The organism is Pseudoxanthomonas sp. F11 (assembly GCF_037046485.1).
Classification (GTDB): Bacteria; Pseudomonadota; Gammaproteobacteria; order Xanthomonadales; family Xanthomonadaceae; genus Pseudoxanthomonas_A.
The window spans coordinates 40,931-59,777 of the sequence record NZ_JBANLZ010000004.1; the positions used below are offsets into that span (position 1 = coordinate 40,931).

Consider the following 18,847-nt stretch of genomic DNA (forward strand, 5'->3'; position numbering starts at 1 on the left):
AGGGCGACAGCGCCCCGCAAATCGGCTACAACACGCACGCCTCCCTGTCGGAACCGAGCGATGTCCGTACCCACCGATGAAGCCCTGCGCGTGCTGGCCCACCATGTGGGCGAGCGCCTGCGGCAGGGCCGCGACCATCTGGTCACGGCGGAAAGCTGTACCGGTGGCTGGATCGCCAAGTGCGTGACCGACATCGCCGGCTCCTCCGACTGGTTCGACTGCGGGATGGCCGCCTACAGCTACGAGGCCAAGCAGGCATTGCTGGGGGTACGGCCGCAGACGCTGGAAGTCCACGGTGCGGTCAGTCGCGAAACCGTCATCGAGATGGTCTCCGGCGCTCTGGTCAACTCCGGAGCCAGCGTCGCGGTGGCGGTGACCGGCATCGCCGGTCCCGGCGGCGGCAGTCCCGACAAGCCGGTGGGCACCGTGTGGATCGGCTGGAAGCGGCGCGGTGGCTATGCGCGCGCAGAGGTATTCCTGTTCGCCGGTGATCGCGAAGCCGTGCGCCGGCAGACGGTGGAAGCCGCACTGCACGGGCTGGAGTCGCTGTGAGCGGCGCGCGACACGGAGCGGGCGCGTGATGTGGGAGACGCTGGGCACCGTGCGCGATCTGGGGCGGCTGCAGGACATCGCATCCGTCCTGATCCGCTGGGGCTTCGGCGACGTGGTCAAGCGCATCGGCATGGCCGGCGTGCTGGAGAAAGCAGGCCGGCTGCTGCACTGGCAGGCGGTGGAGGAGGGGCGCCTGCGCATGGACGTGCCGGCGCGCCTGCGGTGCACCCTGCAGGACCTGGGGCCGACGTTCGTCAAGCTCGGCCAGGTGCTCGCCACCCGCGTGGATCTGCTTCCCCCGGCGTGGATCGATGAACTCGGCAAGCTGCAGAACGCCGTGCCCGCGCTGCCTTGGGATGCGGTGCTGCCCCAGCTGCGCGAGGACCTGGGTACCGAACCCGAAGCGGTGTTCGCGCGCGTGGAGTTCGAGCCGCTGGCGGCCGCCTCGCTGGCGCAGGCCCATCGCGCCTGGTTGGCGGACGGGAGCGCGGTAGTCCTGAAGATCCGCCGCCCGGGCATCCGCGACACCGTCGAGGCCGACCTGCGACTGCTGAAGCACCTGGCGGTGATCGTCGAAAAGAACCTGCCGGAGCTGCGCCGCTACCATCCGCAGCGCATCGTCCAGCAGTTCAGCGCATCGCTGCGCCGCGAACTCGACTTCGCCGCCGAGTGCCGCAATGCCGAGCGGATCGCGCACAACTTCGCCGGCCGCGACGATATCGTCATCCCGAGGGTGTACTGGCAATGGACCTGCGAGCGGCTCAATGTGCAGGAATGCCTGGAGGGCGTGCCCGGGCGTGACCTGGCCGCCGTCGACGCGATGGGCCTGGACCGCGTGCAGCTGGCGCGCACGGGCGCCGGGCTGGTGCTGAAGATGGTGTTGGAGGATGGGTTCTTCCATGCGGATCCGCATCCCGGCAACATTTTCTACATGCCGGATGGCGCGATCGGCGTGATCGATTTCGGCATGGTGGGGCGGGTCACCGAGCCGCGGCGGTTCCAGATCGTGCGCCTGCTGCACGGGCTGGTGGTCCACGACTCGGCCGCCGTAGCCGAGGTGCTGGCCGACTGGACCGAGGAAAACAACGATATCGACGAAGTGCGCTTGCAGGAGTCGGCCGATGTCTTCGTCGACCAGTACCGCGGGGTCCCGCTCAAGGACCTGCGCATGGGGGCGATGCTCGGCGACGTCACGGCGATGCTGCGCGAGCATGGCCTCAGCCTGCCGGCCGACCTGGCGCTGATGATCAAGGCCTTCCTCACCCTGGAGGGCATGGGGCGGCAGCTGGATCCGGATTTCGACATGGCCAGCGAAGCGCGCCCCTACCTGGAGCGGGCGATGCTGGAGCGCTTCGCCCCGGATGTGCTGGTCCGGCGCGGGCGCCGCACGCTCTCCGGTCTGGTCGACCTGCTGCGCGACATGCCGCGCGACGTCCACCGCCTGCTGCAGTCGGCCCGGCGCGGCAAGCTGCAGATGCATATCGAAGTCGATACGCTCAGGGCCTTCGGCGAACAGGTGGACCGCGCCGCCAACCGGTTGACGATGGGCATCATCACGGCGTCGCTGGTGATCGGTTCCTCGATCGTGATGAACAGCGTGGGAGGAGGGGTCTCCAACCGCTGGCTGATGGCCCTGGGGGTGCTGGGCTTCGTCGGGGCCGCGCTCTGCGGTGTCTGGATCCTGTTCTCGATCTGGCGCAGCGGGCGACGCTAGCTGCGCCCCTTGCCAGGGCGGGGCGTTAGTAGTATTACTACTAACCATGGACCTGACCGATACCCAGCTCGCCATCCTTGCCTTGATCGCCGAACGGCTGGAGGCCGAGGGCATGCCGCCTTCGCAGGCCGAAATCGCCAAGGCGTTCGGTTTCAAGGGCGTGCGGGCGGCCCAGTACCACCTGGAGGCACTGGAACAGGCAGGAGCCATCGAGCGCGTGCCCGGCCGCGCCCGCGGCATCCGCCTGCTCAAGGCCCCACCTTCGCCCCAGCCGGATCTGGCATTCCCTGCAGCGAAGGAGGAGGGCATGCGCGTTCCCGTGCTGGGCCAGGTGGCCGCCGGCGCGCCGATCGGCGCCGATGCCGACCACCACGACTACGTGCTGCTGGACCGGGCCTTCTTCGCCCCGGCGCCGGATTACCTGTTGAAGGTGAGGGGCGATTCGATGCGCGACGAAGGCATCTTCGACGGCGACCTGATCGGCGTGCACCGTACCCGCGACGCGCGCTCCGGCCAGATCGTGGTGGCGCGCATCGACGACGCCATCACGGTGAAGCTGCTGAAGATCGGCAAGGACCGCATCCGGCTGCTGCCGCGCAACCCCGACTATGCGCCCATCGAGGTCGCGCCAGACCAGGATTTCGCCATCGAGGGGCTGTACTGCGGTCTGGTGAGGCCCAACCGGTGAATCTGCGCAGCGCCGCTTCCGACGCTGCCGCGCGGGGTTTTCCGACACGGCCGCGCGGCCTGGACCGCTCCCGCAGCGCCCCGCCGCATTTTATTTTCTCCCATGCCCGCACCGTCGCAGCCTGTGCGATGGGCGCCTCCCACACTCACCTCACCGCATACGACCACATTGACTAGGACCACGACGATGGACGAGAACAAGAAGCGCGCCCTTTCCGCCGCCCTGACACAGATCGAGCGCCAGTTCGGCAAGGGCTCGGTGATGCGCATGGGCGACCGGGTCATCGAGCCCGTCGAGGCCATTCCCACCGGTTCGCTGATGCTGGACCTGGCGCTGGGCATCGGCGGACTGCCCAAGGGACGCGTCGTCGAGATCTACGGGCCGGAGTCCTCGGGCAAGACCACGCTGACCCTGCAGGCCATCGCTCAATGCCAGAAGATGGGGGGTACCGCAGCCTTCATCGATGCCGAGCACGCACTCGACCCGATCTATGCCGCCAAGCTGGGCGTGAACGTGGATGATCTGCTGCTGTCGCAGCCGGACACCGGCGAGCAGGCGCTCGAGATCGCCGACATGCTGGTGCGTTCGGGCTCCATCGACATCGTGGTCATCGATTCGGTCGCCGCGCTGACGCCCAAGGCCGAAATCGAGGGCGAGATGGGCGACCAGCTGCCCGGCCTGCAGGCCCGCCTGATGAGCCAGGCGTTGCGCAAGCTGACCGGCAACATCAAGCGCTCCAACACCCTGGTGATCTTCATCAACCAGCTGCGCATGAAGATCGGCGTGATGATGCCGGGCCAGAGCCCGGAAACCACCACCGGCGGCAACGCACTGAAGTTCTACGCCTCGGTCCGCCTGGACATCCGCCGCATCGGCGCCATCAAGAAGGGCGACGAGATCATCGGCAACCAGACCAAGATCAAGGTGGTCAAGAACAAGCTGGCACCTCCGTTCAAGCAGGTGGTCACCGAAATCCTGTACGGCGAGGGCATCAGCCGTGAAGGTGAGCTGATCGACATGGGCGTGGAGGCCAAGCTGGTGGAGAAGGCCGGTGCCTGGTACAGCTACGGCAGCGAGCGTATCGGCCAGGGCAAGGACAACTCCCGCACGTTCCTGCGCGAGAACCCGGCCATTGCCGCGAAGCTCGAGGCCGAGCTGCGCGAGAAGTTCCAGCCGGCCGAAGCGCAGCGTGAAGAGCGAGCGGACGACGACGCCGAGTAAAGGTCGGGCGGCGGGATCGGGAGAGGCCACGCGATGGCGGATGAGAATGCACGGACGACTCGCGCCGCACGCCGCCGCAAGCCTGTCGAGCAGACGCCCCTGCAGCGGGCCTTGGGCCTGCTGACCAGGCGGGAGCACTCCCGGCGGGAACTGTCCCGGAAATTGACGTCCCGCGGTGTGGAAGCGGCCGATGTGCGATCGGCCGTGGACCGGCTGGAGGCGGAGGGCTGGCAGAGCGACACGCGCTTTGCCGAGGCGCTCGTCCGCAGCCGGGCCTCGGGTGGTTATGGTCCGCTGAGGATCAGGGCCGAGCTGTCCACCCACGGGCTGGACCGTGAGGCGATCACGGCGGCCATGGCCACCTTCGATGGCGACTGGACCGAAACGGCGTGCGACCTCGTCCGCCGGCGTTTCGGTCCAGCCCGCCAGATCGACCCGGCTCAACGGCGCAAGATCGCGGATTTCCTGATCCGACGGGGTTTCGATGCCGACGCCGTGCGCGCTGCCAGCCGGCTGGAGCTGGAGGACTGGGGCGGGGCAGCCTGATAATCTAGGGCATTGGGTTGCTTCCACCCGGCCGTGCCCGCATTACGCGGACAGCGCGGCGCAAGGAAGCGCCTTCCAGCCAATGCCTGCCAGATGACCACTCCCAAGACCTTCAGCACCCGCCAGATCCGCCAGGATTTCCTCGATTTCTTCGCCGGCAAGGGCCATACCATCGTGCCGTCCGCCTCCCTGGTGCCCGGCAACGATCCCACCCTGCTGTTCACCAACTCCGGCATGGTGCAGTTCAAGGACGTGTTCCTGGGGGCGGAGAAGCGCAGCTACGTGCGTGCGGCCGATGTCCAGCGCTGCCTGCGGGCCGGCGGCAAACACAACGATCTGGATTCGGTGGGGTATACCGCCCGCCACCACACGTTCTTCGAGATGCTGGGCAACTGGTCCTTTGGCGACTACTTCAAGAAGGAGGCCATCGCTTGGGCATGGGAGTTGCTGACCGAGGTCTGGAAACTTCCCAAGGAACGCCTGTTGGTCACGGTCTACCACACCGACGACGAAGCCTACGACCTCTGGCACGACATGATCGGCCTGCCGCCGGAGCGCATCGTGCGCATCGGCGACAACAAGGGCGCGCCCTATGCGTCGGACAATTTCTGGCAGATGGCCGACACCGGTCCCTGCGGTCCGTGTACCGAGATCTTCTACGACCACGGCGAGCACATCGCCGGCGGTCCCCCGGGCTCCCCGGACGAGGACGGGGACCGCTACATCGAGATTTGGAACAACGTCTTCATGCAGTTCGATCGCCAGCCGGACGGCACGCTCGTGCCGCTGCCTGCGCCGTGCGTGGACACCGGCATGGGCCTGGAACGCCTGGCCGCAGTGCTCCAGCATGTCCATACGAACTACGAGATCGATCTGTTCCAGGGCCTGATCCGCCAGGCCGCCGAACTCACCGGTACGACCGATCTCGAGAACAAGTCGCTGCGCGTCATCGCCGACCATATCCGCGCGTGCAGTTTCCTGATCGTGGACGGTGTGCTGCCCTCCAATGAGGGGCGTGGTTACGTGTTGCGCCGGATCATCCGTCGCGCGCTGCGCCACGGCTGGATGCTGGGCGTTCGCCAGCCTTTCTTCCACAAGATGGTCGGCACGCTGTCCGAGTTGATGGGCGATGCCTATCCGGAACTGCCGGCGGCACGCGCACTGGTCGAGAAGGCATTGAAGGCCGAGGAGGAGCGGTTCGCCGAAACGCTGGACTCGGGCATGCGCATCTTCGACGACGTCGCCTCGCGCGTGGTCGATGGCGTGATTCCCGGCGCCGACGCGTTCCGCCTTTACGACACCTATGGCTTCCCGGTGGATCTGACCGCCGATATCGCGCGCGAGCGCGGTCTGTCGGTGGATATGGCGGGTTTCGAGGCGGCGATGGAGCAGCAGCGCGAAACCGCCCGCGCCGCGGGCAAGTTCGCCTCCACCACCGGCCTGCCGGCCGACCTGGTGGCGCAGCTGTCGCCCACGGTGTTCCTGGGTTACGAGCATCTCGATGCCGGTGGCCTGCAGGTGGTCGCGCTGCTCAAGGACGGTCGTCCGGTGGCGTCCGTCCACGCGGGCGACGAGGCGGTGGTGATCCTGGACCGCACGCCGTTCTATGCGGAGTCCGGCGGCCAGGTCGGCGACACCGGTGTACTGGCGGAGCAGGGCGTCGAATTCGATGTCGCCGATACGCTCAAGTTCGCGGGCCAGTTCCATGGCCATGTCGGTCGCGTCGCTAAGGGCGGCCTGAAGGTCGGCGACCATGTGGTGGCGTCCGTCGATGCCGCGCGTCGCGCCAGTACCATCCTCAACCACTCGGCCACCCACCTGTTGCATGCGGCCTTGCGCGAGGTGCTGGGCACGCATGTCCAGCAGAAGGGCTCGCTGGTGGCGCCGGATCGCCTGCGCTTCGACTTCTCGCATTTCCAGCCGATGACGCAGGCCGAACTGGCCGAGGTCGAGCGCCGGGTGAACGCCCAGATCCGCGCCAACAGCGCGGCCGAGGTCCACCACATGGGCATGCAGGAGGCGCTGGATTTCGGCGCGATGGCGCTGTTCGGCGAGAAGTACGGCGAACAGGTGCGCGTCCTGAAGATGGGCGATTACTCCACCGAGCTCTGTGGCGGCACCCATGTGGGCCGTACGGGCGACATCGGCCTGTTCAAGCTGGTCGGCGAAAGCGGCGTGTCCGCGGGCGTGCGCCGCATCGAAGCGGTCACCGGTCAGGGTGCGCTGGATTACGTGGCGGACGAGGAGCGCCGGTTGGCCGAAGCGGCCGACCTGCTGGGAGGCAACGTTGGCGAAGTCGTCGACAAGATCCGCGCCCTGACCGATCGGCAGAAGAAGCTGGAGCGCGAACTGGAGACCCTGAAGGCCCGGGCCGCCTCCAGTGCGACCTCCGACCTGAGTGGCGCAGCGATCGATGTGGGCGGGATCCGTGTGCTGGCCTCGCGCCTGGAGGGCTTCGATGCCAAGGCGCTGCGCGATGCGATGGACCGTCTGAAGCAGCAGTTAGGCGACGCGGTGATCGTCCTGGCCGGTACCGCCGACGGCAAGGCGGCCCTGGTGGCGGGGGTGAACGGCGCCGCAACCGGGCGGGTCAAGGCGGGGGAACTCCTGTCACATGTAGCCGGTCAGATCGGGGGCAAGGGCGGTGGCCGCCCGGATCTCGCCCAGGGTGGTGGTGAGGACGGGCCCGCCCTTGCCACGGCGCTTCAAGGGGTTCCGGAGTGGGTCCGGGAACGGATCGGCTGACCCCTTATTGGACTAAACGGTGCTTGCGGCCCGACCTGTCCGGCCGCTAACATGCTTTAAGTTCATGAATGTACCAGGAAGCCCCCGGCCCTTTTCACGGGCCCGGCGCGCCCCCGGCACTATCCTTTGCCGGATTACGGAGAAGAAACATGTTGATCTTGACCCGCCGTGTCGGCGAAACCCTGATGATCGGCGATTCGGTCACGGTGACCGTGCTTGGCGTCAAAGGCAACCAGGTGCGTATCGGTATCACCGCGCCCAAGGATGTGGCCGTGCATCGCGAAGAAATCTACCAGCGCATCCAGCGCGGCGAAGAGATCGGCTCGCCTGCCGCATCGGAAAACATCACGTCGGAATGATTTTGTTTGCCGCCTGAGCGGCGAGCCGCTATTCTAGGCGGCCGCCGCGGCTCGCCTGCGGCATGCGACAGACCCGGAGTGATGCCCGAGTGGCCGAAGGGGCTCCCCTGCTAAGGGAGTATAGGGTCAAAAGCCTTATCGAGGGTTCGAATCCCTCTCACTCCGCCAGACAGAAAAAAGCCCCGCATAGCGGGGCTTTTTTCTGTCTCGTCGCACGTGCTTGCATCCCGGCCGCAGGCTTTCGTCGGGACGAAAAAAACAGGCAGACCATCAGTCTGCCTGTTTCGATAATGGCGCGCCCGGAGAGATTCGAACTCCCGACCGCCTGGTTCGTAGCCAGGTACTCTATCCAGCTGAGCTACGGGCGCGTTTCGTTAGACGCGGAATTCTGCACGAACCCTTTTCACCCGTCAACATCTTGAGCGAAAGATTTTCGCGACGACGGTTTCTGCGGCCGCTGCGCCCCGTGCCCCGCGTATCACTGTGGAGGCGGATGTCCGAAGTGGGGCGACCGTCTCATCCGCAGTGCCCATCCGGTGCGCGGATTAGCAGGGCATTCACGCCGGGGCCCGGAGAATGTCGGGACAGGGGATACAACGGAACGCGAGCACTCGCGGGAGTCAATTGATGCATTTTTCCAAACCCTTGCTCGGGCTGGGGCTGTTGGCCGTCGTACCCTTGAGCGCCGCCGCCGCCACTTACAGCGTCGGACCCGGTAGGCAGTACACCCAGCTCACCACGCTCTTCAACAGCGTCAACCTGGCGCCCGGCGACATCGTCGAGGTCGACGGCAACGCCACCTATGCCGGCAACATCGTGGTGGGTGACGACGACAGCGGGACCGAGGCCAGTCCGGTGACGATCCGCTGGCGCCGCGTGGCCGGCGCGACGCGGCCGCTGCTGTCCGGCGGCACGCATACGATCAAGTTCCAGCAGTCGAACCACATCGTGTTCGAAGGCTTCGAGGTCACCGGCGGCTCCAGTTCGTGCATCTTCAGCGAGGCGCACAACGCCACCGTGCGGGACGTCTACGTACACGACTGTCCGTCGCACGGCATCCTTGGCGCGGACCAGAACTCCGGTTCCTTCACGCTGGAGTACAGCGAGATCGCGCGCTCCGGCCAGGGCGACCGCCGCCATGCGATCTATATGCAGTCGGACGAAGTGGCGTATCCCGACACGGTTTTCAGGATGCGCTACAACTACGTTCACAGCGCCACCGGCGGCGTGCTGGTACGCGTGCGCCACCAGCGCGCCGAGATCCATTACAACTGGATCGAGGGATCGGACCTGCACGAAGTCGAGTTGATCGGGCCCGATTGCGAAACGCAGAAGGCCGGCTGGACGGCGGATCTGCGTCGCGAGGATGCCGAACTCGTCGGCAACGTCATCATCCACCGCTCGACCAGCCGTTCCGGAAATGCGCTGCGCATCGGGGGCGACCTGAACGGCCGCAACCAGGGACGTACGCGTCTGGTGAACAACACGATCCTCATGGACCGTTCCGGTACGGCGAACGCGGTGCTGGTCCAGCTGGGCCAGGGTTCGCTGGAGATGCACAACAACGTCATCTACCAGCCGGCGTCCGGAAGTGCGCCGAACATCGTCCGCGAGAATCCCGCCAGCAACGTCGATACCCCGTACTGCGGGCCGCAGAGCCGCGAGCCCTGGTCCGACGGCCGCAAGGTGGCCGGTTCCAACAACTGGGTGCAGTCCAGTGCCGCATCGGTGCCGGCGGAATGGACCGGCACCCTGCGCGGCAGCGACCCGATGTTCACCGACCTGGCGCAGCTGAATTTCCGTCCGCGGGCCGGCAGTCCGCTGTTGAACGCGGGCAACAATACCCCCGCCACGCCGTCGGCGTTTCCGTTCCCGACGCCTCAGCTGCTGCCGGCTTTCGATCCGCCGCGACGGATCAAGCTCGCGCCAGGCGATGCCCATGCGCGCCTGATGCTGGAAGGTCGCATCGACATCGGCGCGTTCGAGCAGTTCGACATCGACCAGGTATCCGATCCGATCCGTGTCAACGGGTCGCAGCCCTTGATCCCGCCGCGACCGGCGGGAACGGCGGCGCAGCCCACGACGGCGTCGCAGCCTGCGCTGACCGCGCCCAGCGCGGTGTTGCCCGTGCGCGAGCGCACGCGCTGGCGGACGACGCCGGCCGCACGCTATCGCCGCGGCGTGGTCCGGCCCTGACGCGGGCTTCACAGGCAGATGCATCGAGCCGCCCTCCGGGGCGGCTCTCTTTTTTGCGCTACGTGTCCGGCGCGGGGGGCAAGTCGCGTTGAGGGTTATGTGTCGGATACGCCAGATGTGCCGGGACCCGGAGGCCACTACCCCGGGTGCGGGTGGATGCATGGCGTAGGGATCAAAGGGCGGCCTCAGGACCGAAATCCGGGTCGCCGCAACCGCAGCGAGGGGGGCTTCGATGAAGGCAGCGCGCAAGAGCCGCAAGGACCGGGTCATCCGGTTTCTGTGGCTGGGGGAAGTGGTGGTCCTGTTCGCGGCCGTGATGGCCGCCGCCTGGTTGCGCTTCCATACCGAGCCGGAGTACCAGGTCCGCTTCCTGGAGCAGACGCCATGGCGCGCCCTGCTCGTGGCGCTGGCGATCACGGGCGCGATGACCGCCTTCGGCCTGTACCAGACGCATGTCCGCCATACGCGGACGGATTTCATCCTGCGCCTGGTGCTGTCGTTCGCCCTCGGCGGTATCGCCCTGGTGGTGTTCTACTACTTGGTTCCCCCGTCCTATCTCGGCCGCGGCGTGCTGGCGATCTCGCTGGCGATCGGCGCGCTGGGGATCCTCGTGGTGCGGCTGGCCTGGGTGCGGCTGTTCCATTCCGATGTGCTGAAGCAGCGCGTGCTGATCCTCGGGGCGGGGCGCAATGCCGACCTGATCAACTCGTGCATGCGCCGTCGTTCCGACCGCCGCACGTTCACCGTGGTGGGATTCGTGCCGGTGCCCGGCCAGCCCGTGCGGGTGCGCGAAGACCTGCTGGTGTCTGTGGGCGAGGAGGGCCTGCACGAACTCACCGACCGCCTGCAGATCGACGAACTGGTGATCGCGCCGGACGAGCGGCGGGGCGGGCTTCCGATGGAGCAGATGCTGCAGTGCGTGCAGCAGGGCATCTCGGTGGTGGACCTGTCCAGCTTCTTCGAACGAGAAGCCGGCATGGTGCAACTCAACGCGGTGGATCCGTCGTGGCTGGTGTTCTCCGGCGGCTTCGACTACTCCACGCCACGTCGGCTGAGCAAGCGGTTCTTCGATCTGCTAGCCGCCGGTGCACTTCTGCTGGTGAGCTGGCCGTTGATGATCGTGGTGGGCATCGCCGTGTGGATGGAATCCGGTGGCCCGGTCTTCTACAGCCAGACGCGCGTGGGCGAGCGCGGCCGCCATTTCACCCTGACGAAGTTCCGCAGCATGCGGGTGGATGCGGAAAAGGGTGGCGTGGCGGTGTGGGCCAGCAAGGACGACGACCGCAGTACCCGGGTGGGACGCTTCATCCGCAAGACGCGACTGGACGAGCTGCCCCAGTTGATCGCGGTGCTGCGTGGCGACATGAGTTTCGTCGGCCCGCGTCCGGAGCGCCCGCAGTTCGTCGACATGCTCAACGACGAGGTGCGCTACTACGGCGTTCGTCACAGCGTGAAGCCGGGCCTCACCGGTTGGGCGCAGCTCCGTTATCCGTACGGCGCGTCGGTGCGCGATGCGGAGGAGAAGCTCAAGTTCGACCTGTTCTACGTGAAGAACCACGGCCTGGTGTTCGATCTGATGATCCTGCTGCAGACCGTCGAAGTCGTGTTGTTCGGCCGTGGCGCGCGCTGAGCGGCGCCGCACGTGACGATCGCCGGGCTAGCCGGGCATCAGGCCGCGCAGGAAGCGCTTCACGCCGAACGGAAGCAGGCCCGCGATCTCGCGGCGCTGCGCGGGATCGCGCGACAGTCCCCAGGCGCGTCGCGCAAGCGCGGTGCCTGCGGCCCAGCGGCGGCGTATCAGCATGCCCCGGGCATTGCGCAGGTAGGTGCCGGCCAGGGCGGCATCCAGCTCGCCGTCGTCCAGCGTGCCGCGCGCGTCGGCGACCGCCTTCTCGACCACACGGACATAATCGTCGTACGTGCTGCTGGCCGCCGACAGGCCTTCGTGTCCGCGCATCGCGCGCACCAATGGCTGTTCGACCACGCCGATCGGCCAGTGGCGCGCGATGCGGAGGTGGAATTCGAGGTCCTCGGCGGTGCGCAGGGCTTCGTCGAATCCGCCCAGTTGTTCCACCACCTGCCGACGCAGCATCACCGATGCGGGAATCAGGGAGGGATTGTGCAACAGCCAGCGCAGGGCCCATCCGTCCTCGCGGACGACGTCGCGGCGGCGGAACACGTCGATGTGCCGGTAGTCGCCGTCGATGCGCTCGACGTCGCAGACCACCATGCCGAATTCCGGCCGTGCATCGAGGAAGGCGACCTGCAACGCAGTCTTCTCCGGCATCCATTCGTCGTCGCTGTCCAGCAGGGCCAGGTAGCGTCCGCGTGCGAGCCGCATGCCGTGGTTGCGCGCCGCCGATACGCCTGCATTGGACTGCCATACGTGACGCACACGCTCGCCGTAGCGTTCGCGCAGCATCTCGCCGGTGCCGTCGGTGGAGCCGTCGTCGACCACGATGATGTCCTCCACGGCGCGCGTCTGCGCCAGGACCGAATCGATGGCGCGCGGCAACAGGGCCCGGCGGTTGTACGTCGGTATAATCACTGAAACTTCGATGTCGCGCGCCATGTTGAAGGACGTCTCCAGGAAGCTGTTGTACACGAGCGGATTGCTCGGCCTCTATCATCGGCTGCGCAATGCCGACAGCCTGACGGTGGTGATGTTCCATCGTACCCTGAGTCCGGACGATCCGCGCTGGGCGTCCTGCGATCCGGACTACACCTTGTCCACCGAACGGCTGGAGCAGTCGCTCGCCTTCTTCCGGCGCCATTACAACGTGGTGTCGCTGGAGCAGGTGCTGGCCTCCCGGCGCACCGGCGCGGCGCTTCCCCCGCGCGCGCTGCTGATCACCTTCGACGATGGATGGGCCGACAACGCGGACTACGCGCTGCCCGCGCTGCGGCGCGCCGGACTGCCCGCGCTGCTGTTCGTCGTGGCCGATGCGGTGGGCACGCGCCAGCCTTTTTTCCAGGAACGCCTCATCGCCGCGTGGCGGCGTGGCGCGTTGAGCGTGGGCGAACTGGTGGCGGCGCTGCCGGAAGATGAGTTACCGGTCGCCGGCGTCGACGAATCGATCGCGTCGCTGCGCAAGGTGATCGCGCGTCTGGAAGCGCTGGATGCCGGCACGCGCGCCCGCGTGCTGGAGCCGCTCATGGCCCGCCTCGACGACGGGCATCGCCACATGGTCACCGTGGAGGAACTGCAGCGGTTGCAGGACGGCGGCGTCGCGCTCGGGCTGCATGGCAAGACCCACACGCCGATGCGGCTGGCCGAGGACCTGGATGCCGAACTGGGCGGTGCCCGTGAGGCGCTGGCCAGGCAGCTGGGTCAGCCGCGCGCACGCGCCGAATCGATGTCGTTCCCGCATGGCTCGTTCGATGCGGCCATCGCGCAGCGCGCGCGCGAGGCGGGCTACGAACTGGTGTTCACCAGCGTGCCGGTGCTCAATCCGACCGGGCACGGGGTGGGTTGGCTGCTGGGACGCACCGGTTTCGAGACCGACACCGTTGTCGATGGCAAAGGCCGCTTCCGCGAGGACTGGCTGGCGCTGTACCTGTTCCGCCGGCAGGCGCGCCGCCTGGCGTGATGGCGGTCGGGCCTGCCCGGTGTCAGGCCGCTGGCGTTACTCGTCTTCGTCGGCGGAGGTGAGGAACAGCGGCGCGGCCGCGGCCGCATCCTGCGGCGAACTCCAGCGCAGGAACACCGGGCGGCGGCTGCGTTCGACAAAGTGCAGCGCGTGCCATCCGCGCCGCTGCGCATCCGAAGCGCACATCTCCACCGACACCGCGCTGCAGCGGGCCTTCCGTGCTGCGTGCAGCAGTTCGCCTACGTGCATCGCCGCCATCCCGTCGGCGCCGTCGACCGACCAGAAATCGCGCACATGCAGTGTGCCGTCGATCCGCTGCACGGCGAACCAGGCCTGCAGTGCGCGGTCATGCGACCGCTTCACCAGCACGTAGCGCGTGCTCGCCAGCGGCGATTCGTCGAAGCGCCAGCGCAGGTGGCCGACATCGCGGATCGCGATCACGTCATCGCCCTTGGGCGAATCGGACCAGACCGCATCGATGCGCGCATCGGCCTGGTCGGCCCAGGCCGAACACAGCTGGGGGCTGCGCAGGCGCGTCCATGCGTCGCGGCATGCGATCACGCGGTCGGCCAGCCAGCCCGCCGCCGGCGCAAGCCAGTGCGGGAGGCGCTCGCGCAGATAGCCCGCATGGCGCAGGACGCGCGCGTAGCGCACCAGCTGTGCGGGTTGCGCGTAGCCGATGCGCTTGAACACCGGCGCCGCCTTGGGATTGGGAAATCCGTACAACACGTCCAGCGCTTCCCCTGCCGCTGCGATCAGGCCCTGCTGCAACATCAGTGCAGGGCCCAGCGAGCGGTGCTGCGGAAGCACAGCCAGGTCGACCAGTACGCCGGCACGCAGCTCACGCCCGCGCCACACCAGCCGCCTGCGGCCTGCCGATGCGGTGCCTACGTGAGCCTGGCCGGGGACGTCGAGCAGCAACTGCATCAGGGGCTCTCCGTGCGGGCAGCGCAGGTAGAACCACTCGTACTTGGCGGTCATCCGGGCATCCTGGCCCAGGTTGCCGCGCCACAGCGCCAGCACCGTGTCGCGGTCGCGCGCCGGCAGGCCGGCTTCCACGAGGTACTGCGGCGCGGTGGGCATGGCGTTCATCGCTCAGTCCAGTTCGGGAACATCGCCGGCCAGCACCGGCGCCATGTGCAGGTACTTCGTCGTCCTGCGCTTGTTGTGGATGTCGTCGTAGACGGCCTGCGCGTGCTCCGGGGTGATGCCCAGGGCGATGGCAAGTTCGCTCGCCGGCCGCCCATGGTTGAGCGCCCACAGCGCCAGGTCCATCTGCTGGTAGGGCAGGGCGAAGTAGAACTCGTCCTGGCCCTGGCTCAGGCTGTAGGTGTCCGTGGTCGGCACCGCCGCGCAGACGCGCTCGGGCAGGCCCAGGTGGCGTGCCATGCCGTAGACCTGCGACTTGTAAAGGTGCGCGATGGGCTTGACGTCGGCCGAGCCGTCGCCGTTCTTGACGAAGAAGCCCTGGTCGTACTCGACGCGGTTCGGGGTGCCGACCACGCCGTAGTTGAGGCGGTCGGCGTGGAAGTACTCCAGCGTCTTGCGGATGCGCTGCTTGAAGTTGGTCGCGGCCACGATGGTGAGGTAATCGGCCAGGGCCAGGTCGCGCTCGTGCAGGGTGCCGTCGGGCGACTGCGCCACCAGGCGGAACCGGTTGATGCGGCCTTCGGTGCCGCCGTCGATGACGATCTTGAACTTCCAGCCTTCGCCGTACTCGGGAAGCGTGTTGCGTACCGCCTGATCGCGCGCGCGGTAGCAGCCGATCGCCGCCAGTGCGGGCGCGATGTCCACGGTCTCGGTGCGCACGCCCAGGTGCTCGGCCAGGATGCGCGCGCGCGCAGCGCTGTCGTCGGAGGAGTCCTGTTCGGGCAGGATCAGCGTGAAGACGCGCTCGGGGCCCAGGGCGCGGACAGCCAGCGCGCAGCTGACGGAACTGTCGATGCCGCCGGAGATCGCGACCACCAGGCCGCGGCGGTGCAGCTGGCGCGCGGTGATCTCGCGCAGGCGCGCACAGATGCGGTCGGCTTCGCTCTGGTAATCGATGTCGAGGACGTGGTGATCGAGCTGGCTCATGGGCTTGCGGTCTGCTCCGTCAGTTGGATGCGTCGGACCTTGCCGGACGCGGTGCGCGGCAGAGTGTCGACGAAGGTGATGTGCCGGGGGATCTTGTAGGCGGCCAGGCGTGCGCGGCAGTGCGCCTTGATGCGGTCTTCGGCACGCGGGACCGGTGCGTCGACCACCACGAATGCCTTGATGACCTGTCCGAGCGTGGCGTCGTCGATGCCGACCACCGCGACTTCGCGGATGCCGGGCAGCTCGGCGATGACTTCCTCGACATCGGTCGGGTGCACGCGGTGCGCACCGGTCTTGATCATGTCGCTGCGGCGACCCTGCAGGAACAGGAAGCCCTCCGCATCGAGCTGGCCCATGTCGCCGGTACGCAGCCAGCCGTCGCGCAGCGCGCTGGCCGTAGCCTCCGCATTGCGCCAGTAGCCCAGCATGATGCCGGGGCCGCGCACGCAGACTTCGCCGCTCTGGCCCGGATCGGCCGGACTGCCGTCGTCCCGGAAGATGCACCATTGCGTGTCCTGCACCGGAATGCCGACCGAACCGCGCTTCTCGTCCAGGCGTTCGGGCGGCAGCCAGCTGATGCGCGAGGTCGCCTCGGTCTGTCCGTACATCAGGAACAGGCGCGCGTCTGGCAGCGCCTGGCGGACGCGGTCGGCCACGGCCGGCGGCATCGCGCCACCGGCCTGGGTCAGATAGCGCAGCGAGGACAGGTCGTGGCCGCCACGCTCCAGCAGGTCCAGCAGCAGGATGTAGGTCGACGGCACGCCGGAGAAGCCGGTGGCGCGGTGGCGTTGCAGCGCTTCCAGCACCTGCAGCGGGAACACCAGGCCGGGGCCGAGCACGACACGGGCGCCGGTCGCCAGGTGCGTGTGCAGGACGGAGGCCCCGTATGCGTAGTAGAACGGCAGCACGCTGACGATCAGGTCGTCCTGCGCCAGGCTCAGGTAGGCCACGATGGCGCGCGTGTTGGCGGCCAGGTTCGCGTGGCTGAGCATCACGCCTTTGGGGTCGCCTGTCGTGCCCGAGGTGTACAGCAGCTGCGCCAGGGTGTCGTCGGCATCGGGTTCGGGCCACGCATCCACGCCGTCCGCCACCGGAAGCGCCTCAGCAGGCTCCAGTGCGATCGCGCATGGCATGGGCACGCCCGTTCCGTCCCACTGCGCCAACACCTGCTCGACATCGCGGTGTCCGCTCTCGTGCAGGACGAAGCGCGCCTCGCAGTGGCGCAGCCAGGGCAGGAAATCGCGCGTGCGCGCCTGCGCATTCAGCGGCACCGCCACGCCGCCCGCCAGCCAGATGCCGTACACCGCGACCGCAGCCTCGATCCGGTTGGGCAGCACCAGCGCCACGCGGTCGCCGGCGTGCAGGCCGGCCTGGCGCAGATGGTGGGCGAAGCCGGAAGCCATCTGCCGGAAGCTGCCGTAGTCGATGCTGCGCTCGCCATCGACCATCGCGATGCGGCGGGGCGCATCGCGGGCGATCCGGGCGAGCTGGGCGGTCAGGCGCTCCATGGCGTGCGCGGAGGCGTCGGCTCAGCCGGCCAGCTTGCGCGAGACGAAGGCGTCGACGGTCTCGATGGTGTCGAAGTTGGCGGGCGTCATTTCCTCGGCGGCGATCTGCAGCTTGAACGCATCCTCGAGGAAGAAGACGAGTTCGTGGATGCCCGTGGAATCGATGATGCCACCCTGGATCAACGAGTCCTGGTCGCCTACGGCGGCCGGGTCGTCCGAGAACAGGAAGTTCTGCAGGATGAACGTCTTGATCTGTTGCTTCTGCGGCATGGTGGTCCCCTGAGATTCGCCGTGTGTTGCTGACTACATGAACGCGGGACCGGCCCTTCACCGGCCACCTGACATGCCGCGGATACGTGCCTGCCCGGTGCTACCATCGCCGCCGGTCATCCGCACACCGACAGGAGTCCGCCATGCGTTATTCGCTGTGCCTGCTGGTCATCGCACTGGCTGCGTGCCGCCCGTCCGAACCCGTCGCCGCACCCGCCGAGCCGCCGCGTTCGGTGCAGGATCCCGCGCCGGAGGCGTACGCATCGGAAAAGCAGGCGTTCGTGGTGGCCGAGCAGGTGGTCGGGCTGGACCATCCCTGGTCGTTCGCCTTCCTGCCCGATGGGGGCGTGCTGATCACCGAGCGTGCCGGACGATTGCGCCGGGTCGCGCCCGATGGGGCCGTGTCGGCGCCGATCACGGGCCTGCCCGACATCTTCGTGGACGGGCAGGCCGGCCTGCTGGACGTGGCGCTGTCGCCCTCATACGCGCAGGACGGATGGCTCTACCTGGCCTTCGCAGAACCCAATTTCCGCGGCAACAAGGCGGGCACGGCGGTGGTACGCGGCAAGCTGCGCGGTGACGCGCTGGTCGAGTCGAGCGTGGTGTACACGCAGGAGCCCAAGCTCTCGCACGGCACGCATGTCGGGGCGCGTCTGGTGTTCGACGACCAGGGCCATCTGTTCATCACTCAGGGCGACAACCGCGTGGGCGCGGCCACCGCGCAGGAGCTGGACAAGCTGTCGGGCAAGATCGTGCGCATCCACGCCGACGGCAAGGTGCCGGCGGACAATCCGTTCGTGTCCCGGGCGGGTGCGCGGGGCGAGATCTGGTCGTACGGCCACCGCAACGTGCAGGGTGCGGCCCTGCATCCGGTGACGCGCCAGCTGTGGGCGACCGAGCACGGGCCCATGGGCGGCGACGAGCTGAACATCCCCAAGGCCGGCCTGAATTACGGCTGGCCGGTCATCACGCACGGCATCGACTACAGCGGTCGCCCGGTGCCGGGGTCGCAGGGCACGGCGGCACCCGGCATGGAGCAGCCGCACCATGTGTGGGCGAAATCGCCGGGACTCAGCGGCATGGCCTTCTACACCGGCGATGCGCTGCCGGGCTGGAAGGGCAACCTGTTCCTGGGCGCACTGGCGGCGAAGGCGTTGATAAGGCTGGAACTGGACGGCGACCGCGTCGTGCATGAAGAGCGCCTGCTGACGGACCGCAATCAGCGCATCCGCGATGTGCGTCAGGGGCCGGACGGCGCGCTCTATGTACTGGTCGATGCGCCTGCGCCAGACGGCAAGTTGCTGCGCATCGCACCCGCACCGGTGCCCGAAGCGGCGTCGGCGCCGACCGCACCGGCGGCCGGCGCGCCGTAGCGCACGGTC

Annotated in this window: 16 protein-coding genes and 2 tRNA genes; 12 read left to right on the forward strand and 6 right to left on the reverse strand. The window is 67.8% G+C overall.

Annotated elements, in window-relative coordinates; translation table 11 throughout:
* Positions 1 to 60: 60 nt before the first annotated feature.
* The 8 genes from V8246_RS13000 (at position 61) to V8246_RS13035 (ending at position 7,993) form a co-directional block, all read left to right on the forward strand.
* On the forward strand, positions 61 to 552 hold the full coding sequence (locus V8246_RS13000) for a CinA family protein (RefSeq protein WP_336189570.1): 492 nt from the start codon (positions 61 to 63) through the stop codon (positions 550 to 552).
* 28 nt (positions 553 to 580) lie between these two features.
* Positions 581 to 2,266, forward strand: a complete 1,686-nt coding sequence (locus V8246_RS13005) for an AarF/UbiB family protein (protein WP_336189864.1) — start codon at positions 581 to 583, stop codon at positions 2,264 to 2,266.
* 46 nt (positions 2,267 to 2,312) lie between these two features.
* Entirely contained in the window at positions 2,313 to 2,954 is a 642-nt protein-coding gene (gene lexA, locus V8246_RS13010) for a transcriptional repressor LexA (RefSeq protein ID WP_336189572.1), read from the forward strand.
* A gap of 186 nt (positions 2,955 to 3,140) precedes the next feature.
* Positions 3,141 to 4,175: a recombinase RecA gene (gene recA / locus V8246_RS13015; RefSeq protein WP_336189573.1), complete on the forward strand. Its 1,035-nt coding sequence runs from the start codon at positions 3,141 to 3,143 to the stop codon at positions 4,173 to 4,175.
* A 33-nt stretch (positions 4,176 to 4,208) separates the two neighbouring features.
* Positions 4,209 to 4,721: a recombination regulator RecX gene (recX, locus tag V8246_RS13020; protein ID WP_336189575.1), complete on the forward strand. Its 513-nt coding sequence runs from the start codon at positions 4,209 to 4,211 to the stop codon at positions 4,719 to 4,721.
* A 93-nt stretch (positions 4,722 to 4,814) separates the two neighbouring features.
* Positions 4,815 to 7,466: an alanine--tRNA ligase gene (gene alaS / locus V8246_RS13025; protein ID WP_336189576.1), complete on the forward strand. Its 2,652-nt coding sequence runs from the start codon at positions 4,815 to 4,817 to the stop codon at positions 7,464 to 7,466.
* A 149-nt stretch (positions 7,467 to 7,615) separates the two neighbouring features.
* Positions 7,616 to 7,825 (forward strand): carbon storage regulator CsrA, encoded by a 210-nt coding sequence (gene csrA, locus V8246_RS13030; protein ID WP_162110288.1) that lies wholly within the window; start codon positions 7,616 to 7,618, stop codon positions 7,823 to 7,825.
* Positions 7,826 to 7,900: 75 nt separating this feature from the next.
* A tRNA-Ser gene (locus V8246_RS13035) sits at positions 7,901 to 7,993 on the forward strand.
* A 123-nt stretch (positions 7,994 to 8,116) separates the two neighbouring features.
* Here V8246_RS13035 and V8246_RS13040 read toward each other — a convergent pair.
* Positions 8,117 to 8,193: transfer RNA gene (locus tag V8246_RS13040), tRNA-Arg, on the reverse strand.
* Positions 8,194 to 8,452: 259 nt separating this feature from the next.
* On the opposite strand from V8246_RS13040, the gene V8246_RS13045 reads away from it, so the two are divergent.
* Positions 8,453 to 10,021 carry a right-handed parallel beta-helix repeat-containing protein gene (locus tag V8246_RS13045; RefSeq protein ID WP_312769161.1) on the forward strand — a complete coding sequence of 523 codons (1,569 nt, stop codon included), beginning with the start codon at positions 8,453 to 8,455 and terminating at the stop codon, positions 10,019 to 10,021.
* Between the two features lie 232 nt (positions 10,022 to 10,253).
* On the forward strand, positions 10,254 to 11,651 hold the full coding sequence (locus V8246_RS13050) for a TIGR03013 family XrtA/PEP-CTERM system glycosyltransferase (protein ID WP_312769163.1): 1,398 nt from the start codon (positions 10,254 to 10,256) through the stop codon (positions 11,649 to 11,651).
* Positions 11,652 to 11,678: 27 nt separating this feature from the next.
* Here the strand turns inward: V8246_RS13050 and V8246_RS13055 are convergent, their stop codons facing one another.
* Positions 11,679 to 12,626 carry a glycosyltransferase gene (locus tag V8246_RS13055; RefSeq protein WP_336189578.1) on the reverse strand — a complete coding sequence of 316 codons (948 nt, stop codon included), beginning with the start codon at positions 12,624 to 12,626 and terminating at the stop codon, positions 11,679 to 11,681.
* Here V8246_RS13055 and V8246_RS13060 point away from each other — a divergent pair.
* A complete protein-coding gene (locus V8246_RS13060) occupies positions 12,592 to 13,611 on the forward strand; it encodes a polysaccharide deacetylase family protein (protein ID WP_336189580.1) in 1,020 nt (339 codons plus the stop codon). The two genes, V8246_RS13055 and V8246_RS13060, sit on opposite strands and share 35 nt — an antisense overlap.
* 36 nt (positions 13,612 to 13,647) lie before the next feature.
* Here the strand turns inward: V8246_RS13060 and V8246_RS13065 are convergent, their stop codons facing one another.
* From V8246_RS13065 to V8246_RS13080, 4 genes are read right to left on the reverse strand one after another with little or no spacing between them, the layout of a single operon-like run.
* Positions 13,648 to 14,703, reverse strand: coding sequence for a hypothetical protein (locus tag V8246_RS13065; RefSeq protein ID WP_336189581.1), 1,056 nt, complete (start codon positions 14,701 to 14,703; stop codon positions 13,648 to 13,650).
* 3 nt (positions 14,704 to 14,706) lie between these two features.
* Positions 14,707 to 15,687: an NAD(+) synthase gene (gene nadE / locus V8246_RS13070; protein WP_336189583.1), complete on the reverse strand. Its 981-nt coding sequence runs from the start codon at positions 15,685 to 15,687 to the stop codon at positions 14,707 to 14,709.
* On the reverse strand, positions 15,684 to 17,195 hold the full coding sequence (locus tag V8246_RS13075; protein WP_336189585.1) for a class I adenylate-forming enzyme family protein: 1,512 nt from the start codon (positions 17,193 to 17,195) through the stop codon (positions 15,684 to 15,686). The genes nadE and V8246_RS13075 overlap by 4 nt, the downstream gene beginning before the upstream one ends.
* Before the next feature lie 21 nt (positions 17,196 to 17,216).
* A complete protein-coding gene (locus V8246_RS13080) occupies positions 17,217 to 17,465 on the reverse strand; it encodes an acyl carrier protein (protein ID WP_162110280.1) in 249 nt (82 codons plus the stop codon).
* Between the two features lie 143 nt (positions 17,466 to 17,608).
* Between V8246_RS13080 and V8246_RS13085 the strand changes: the two genes are divergently transcribed.
* Positions 17,609 to 18,838, forward strand: coding sequence for a PQQ-dependent sugar dehydrogenase (locus tag V8246_RS13085; RefSeq protein WP_336189586.1), 1,230 nt, complete (start codon positions 17,609 to 17,611; stop codon positions 18,836 to 18,838).
* The last annotated feature ends 9 nt before the right edge of the window (positions 18,839 to 18,847 follow it).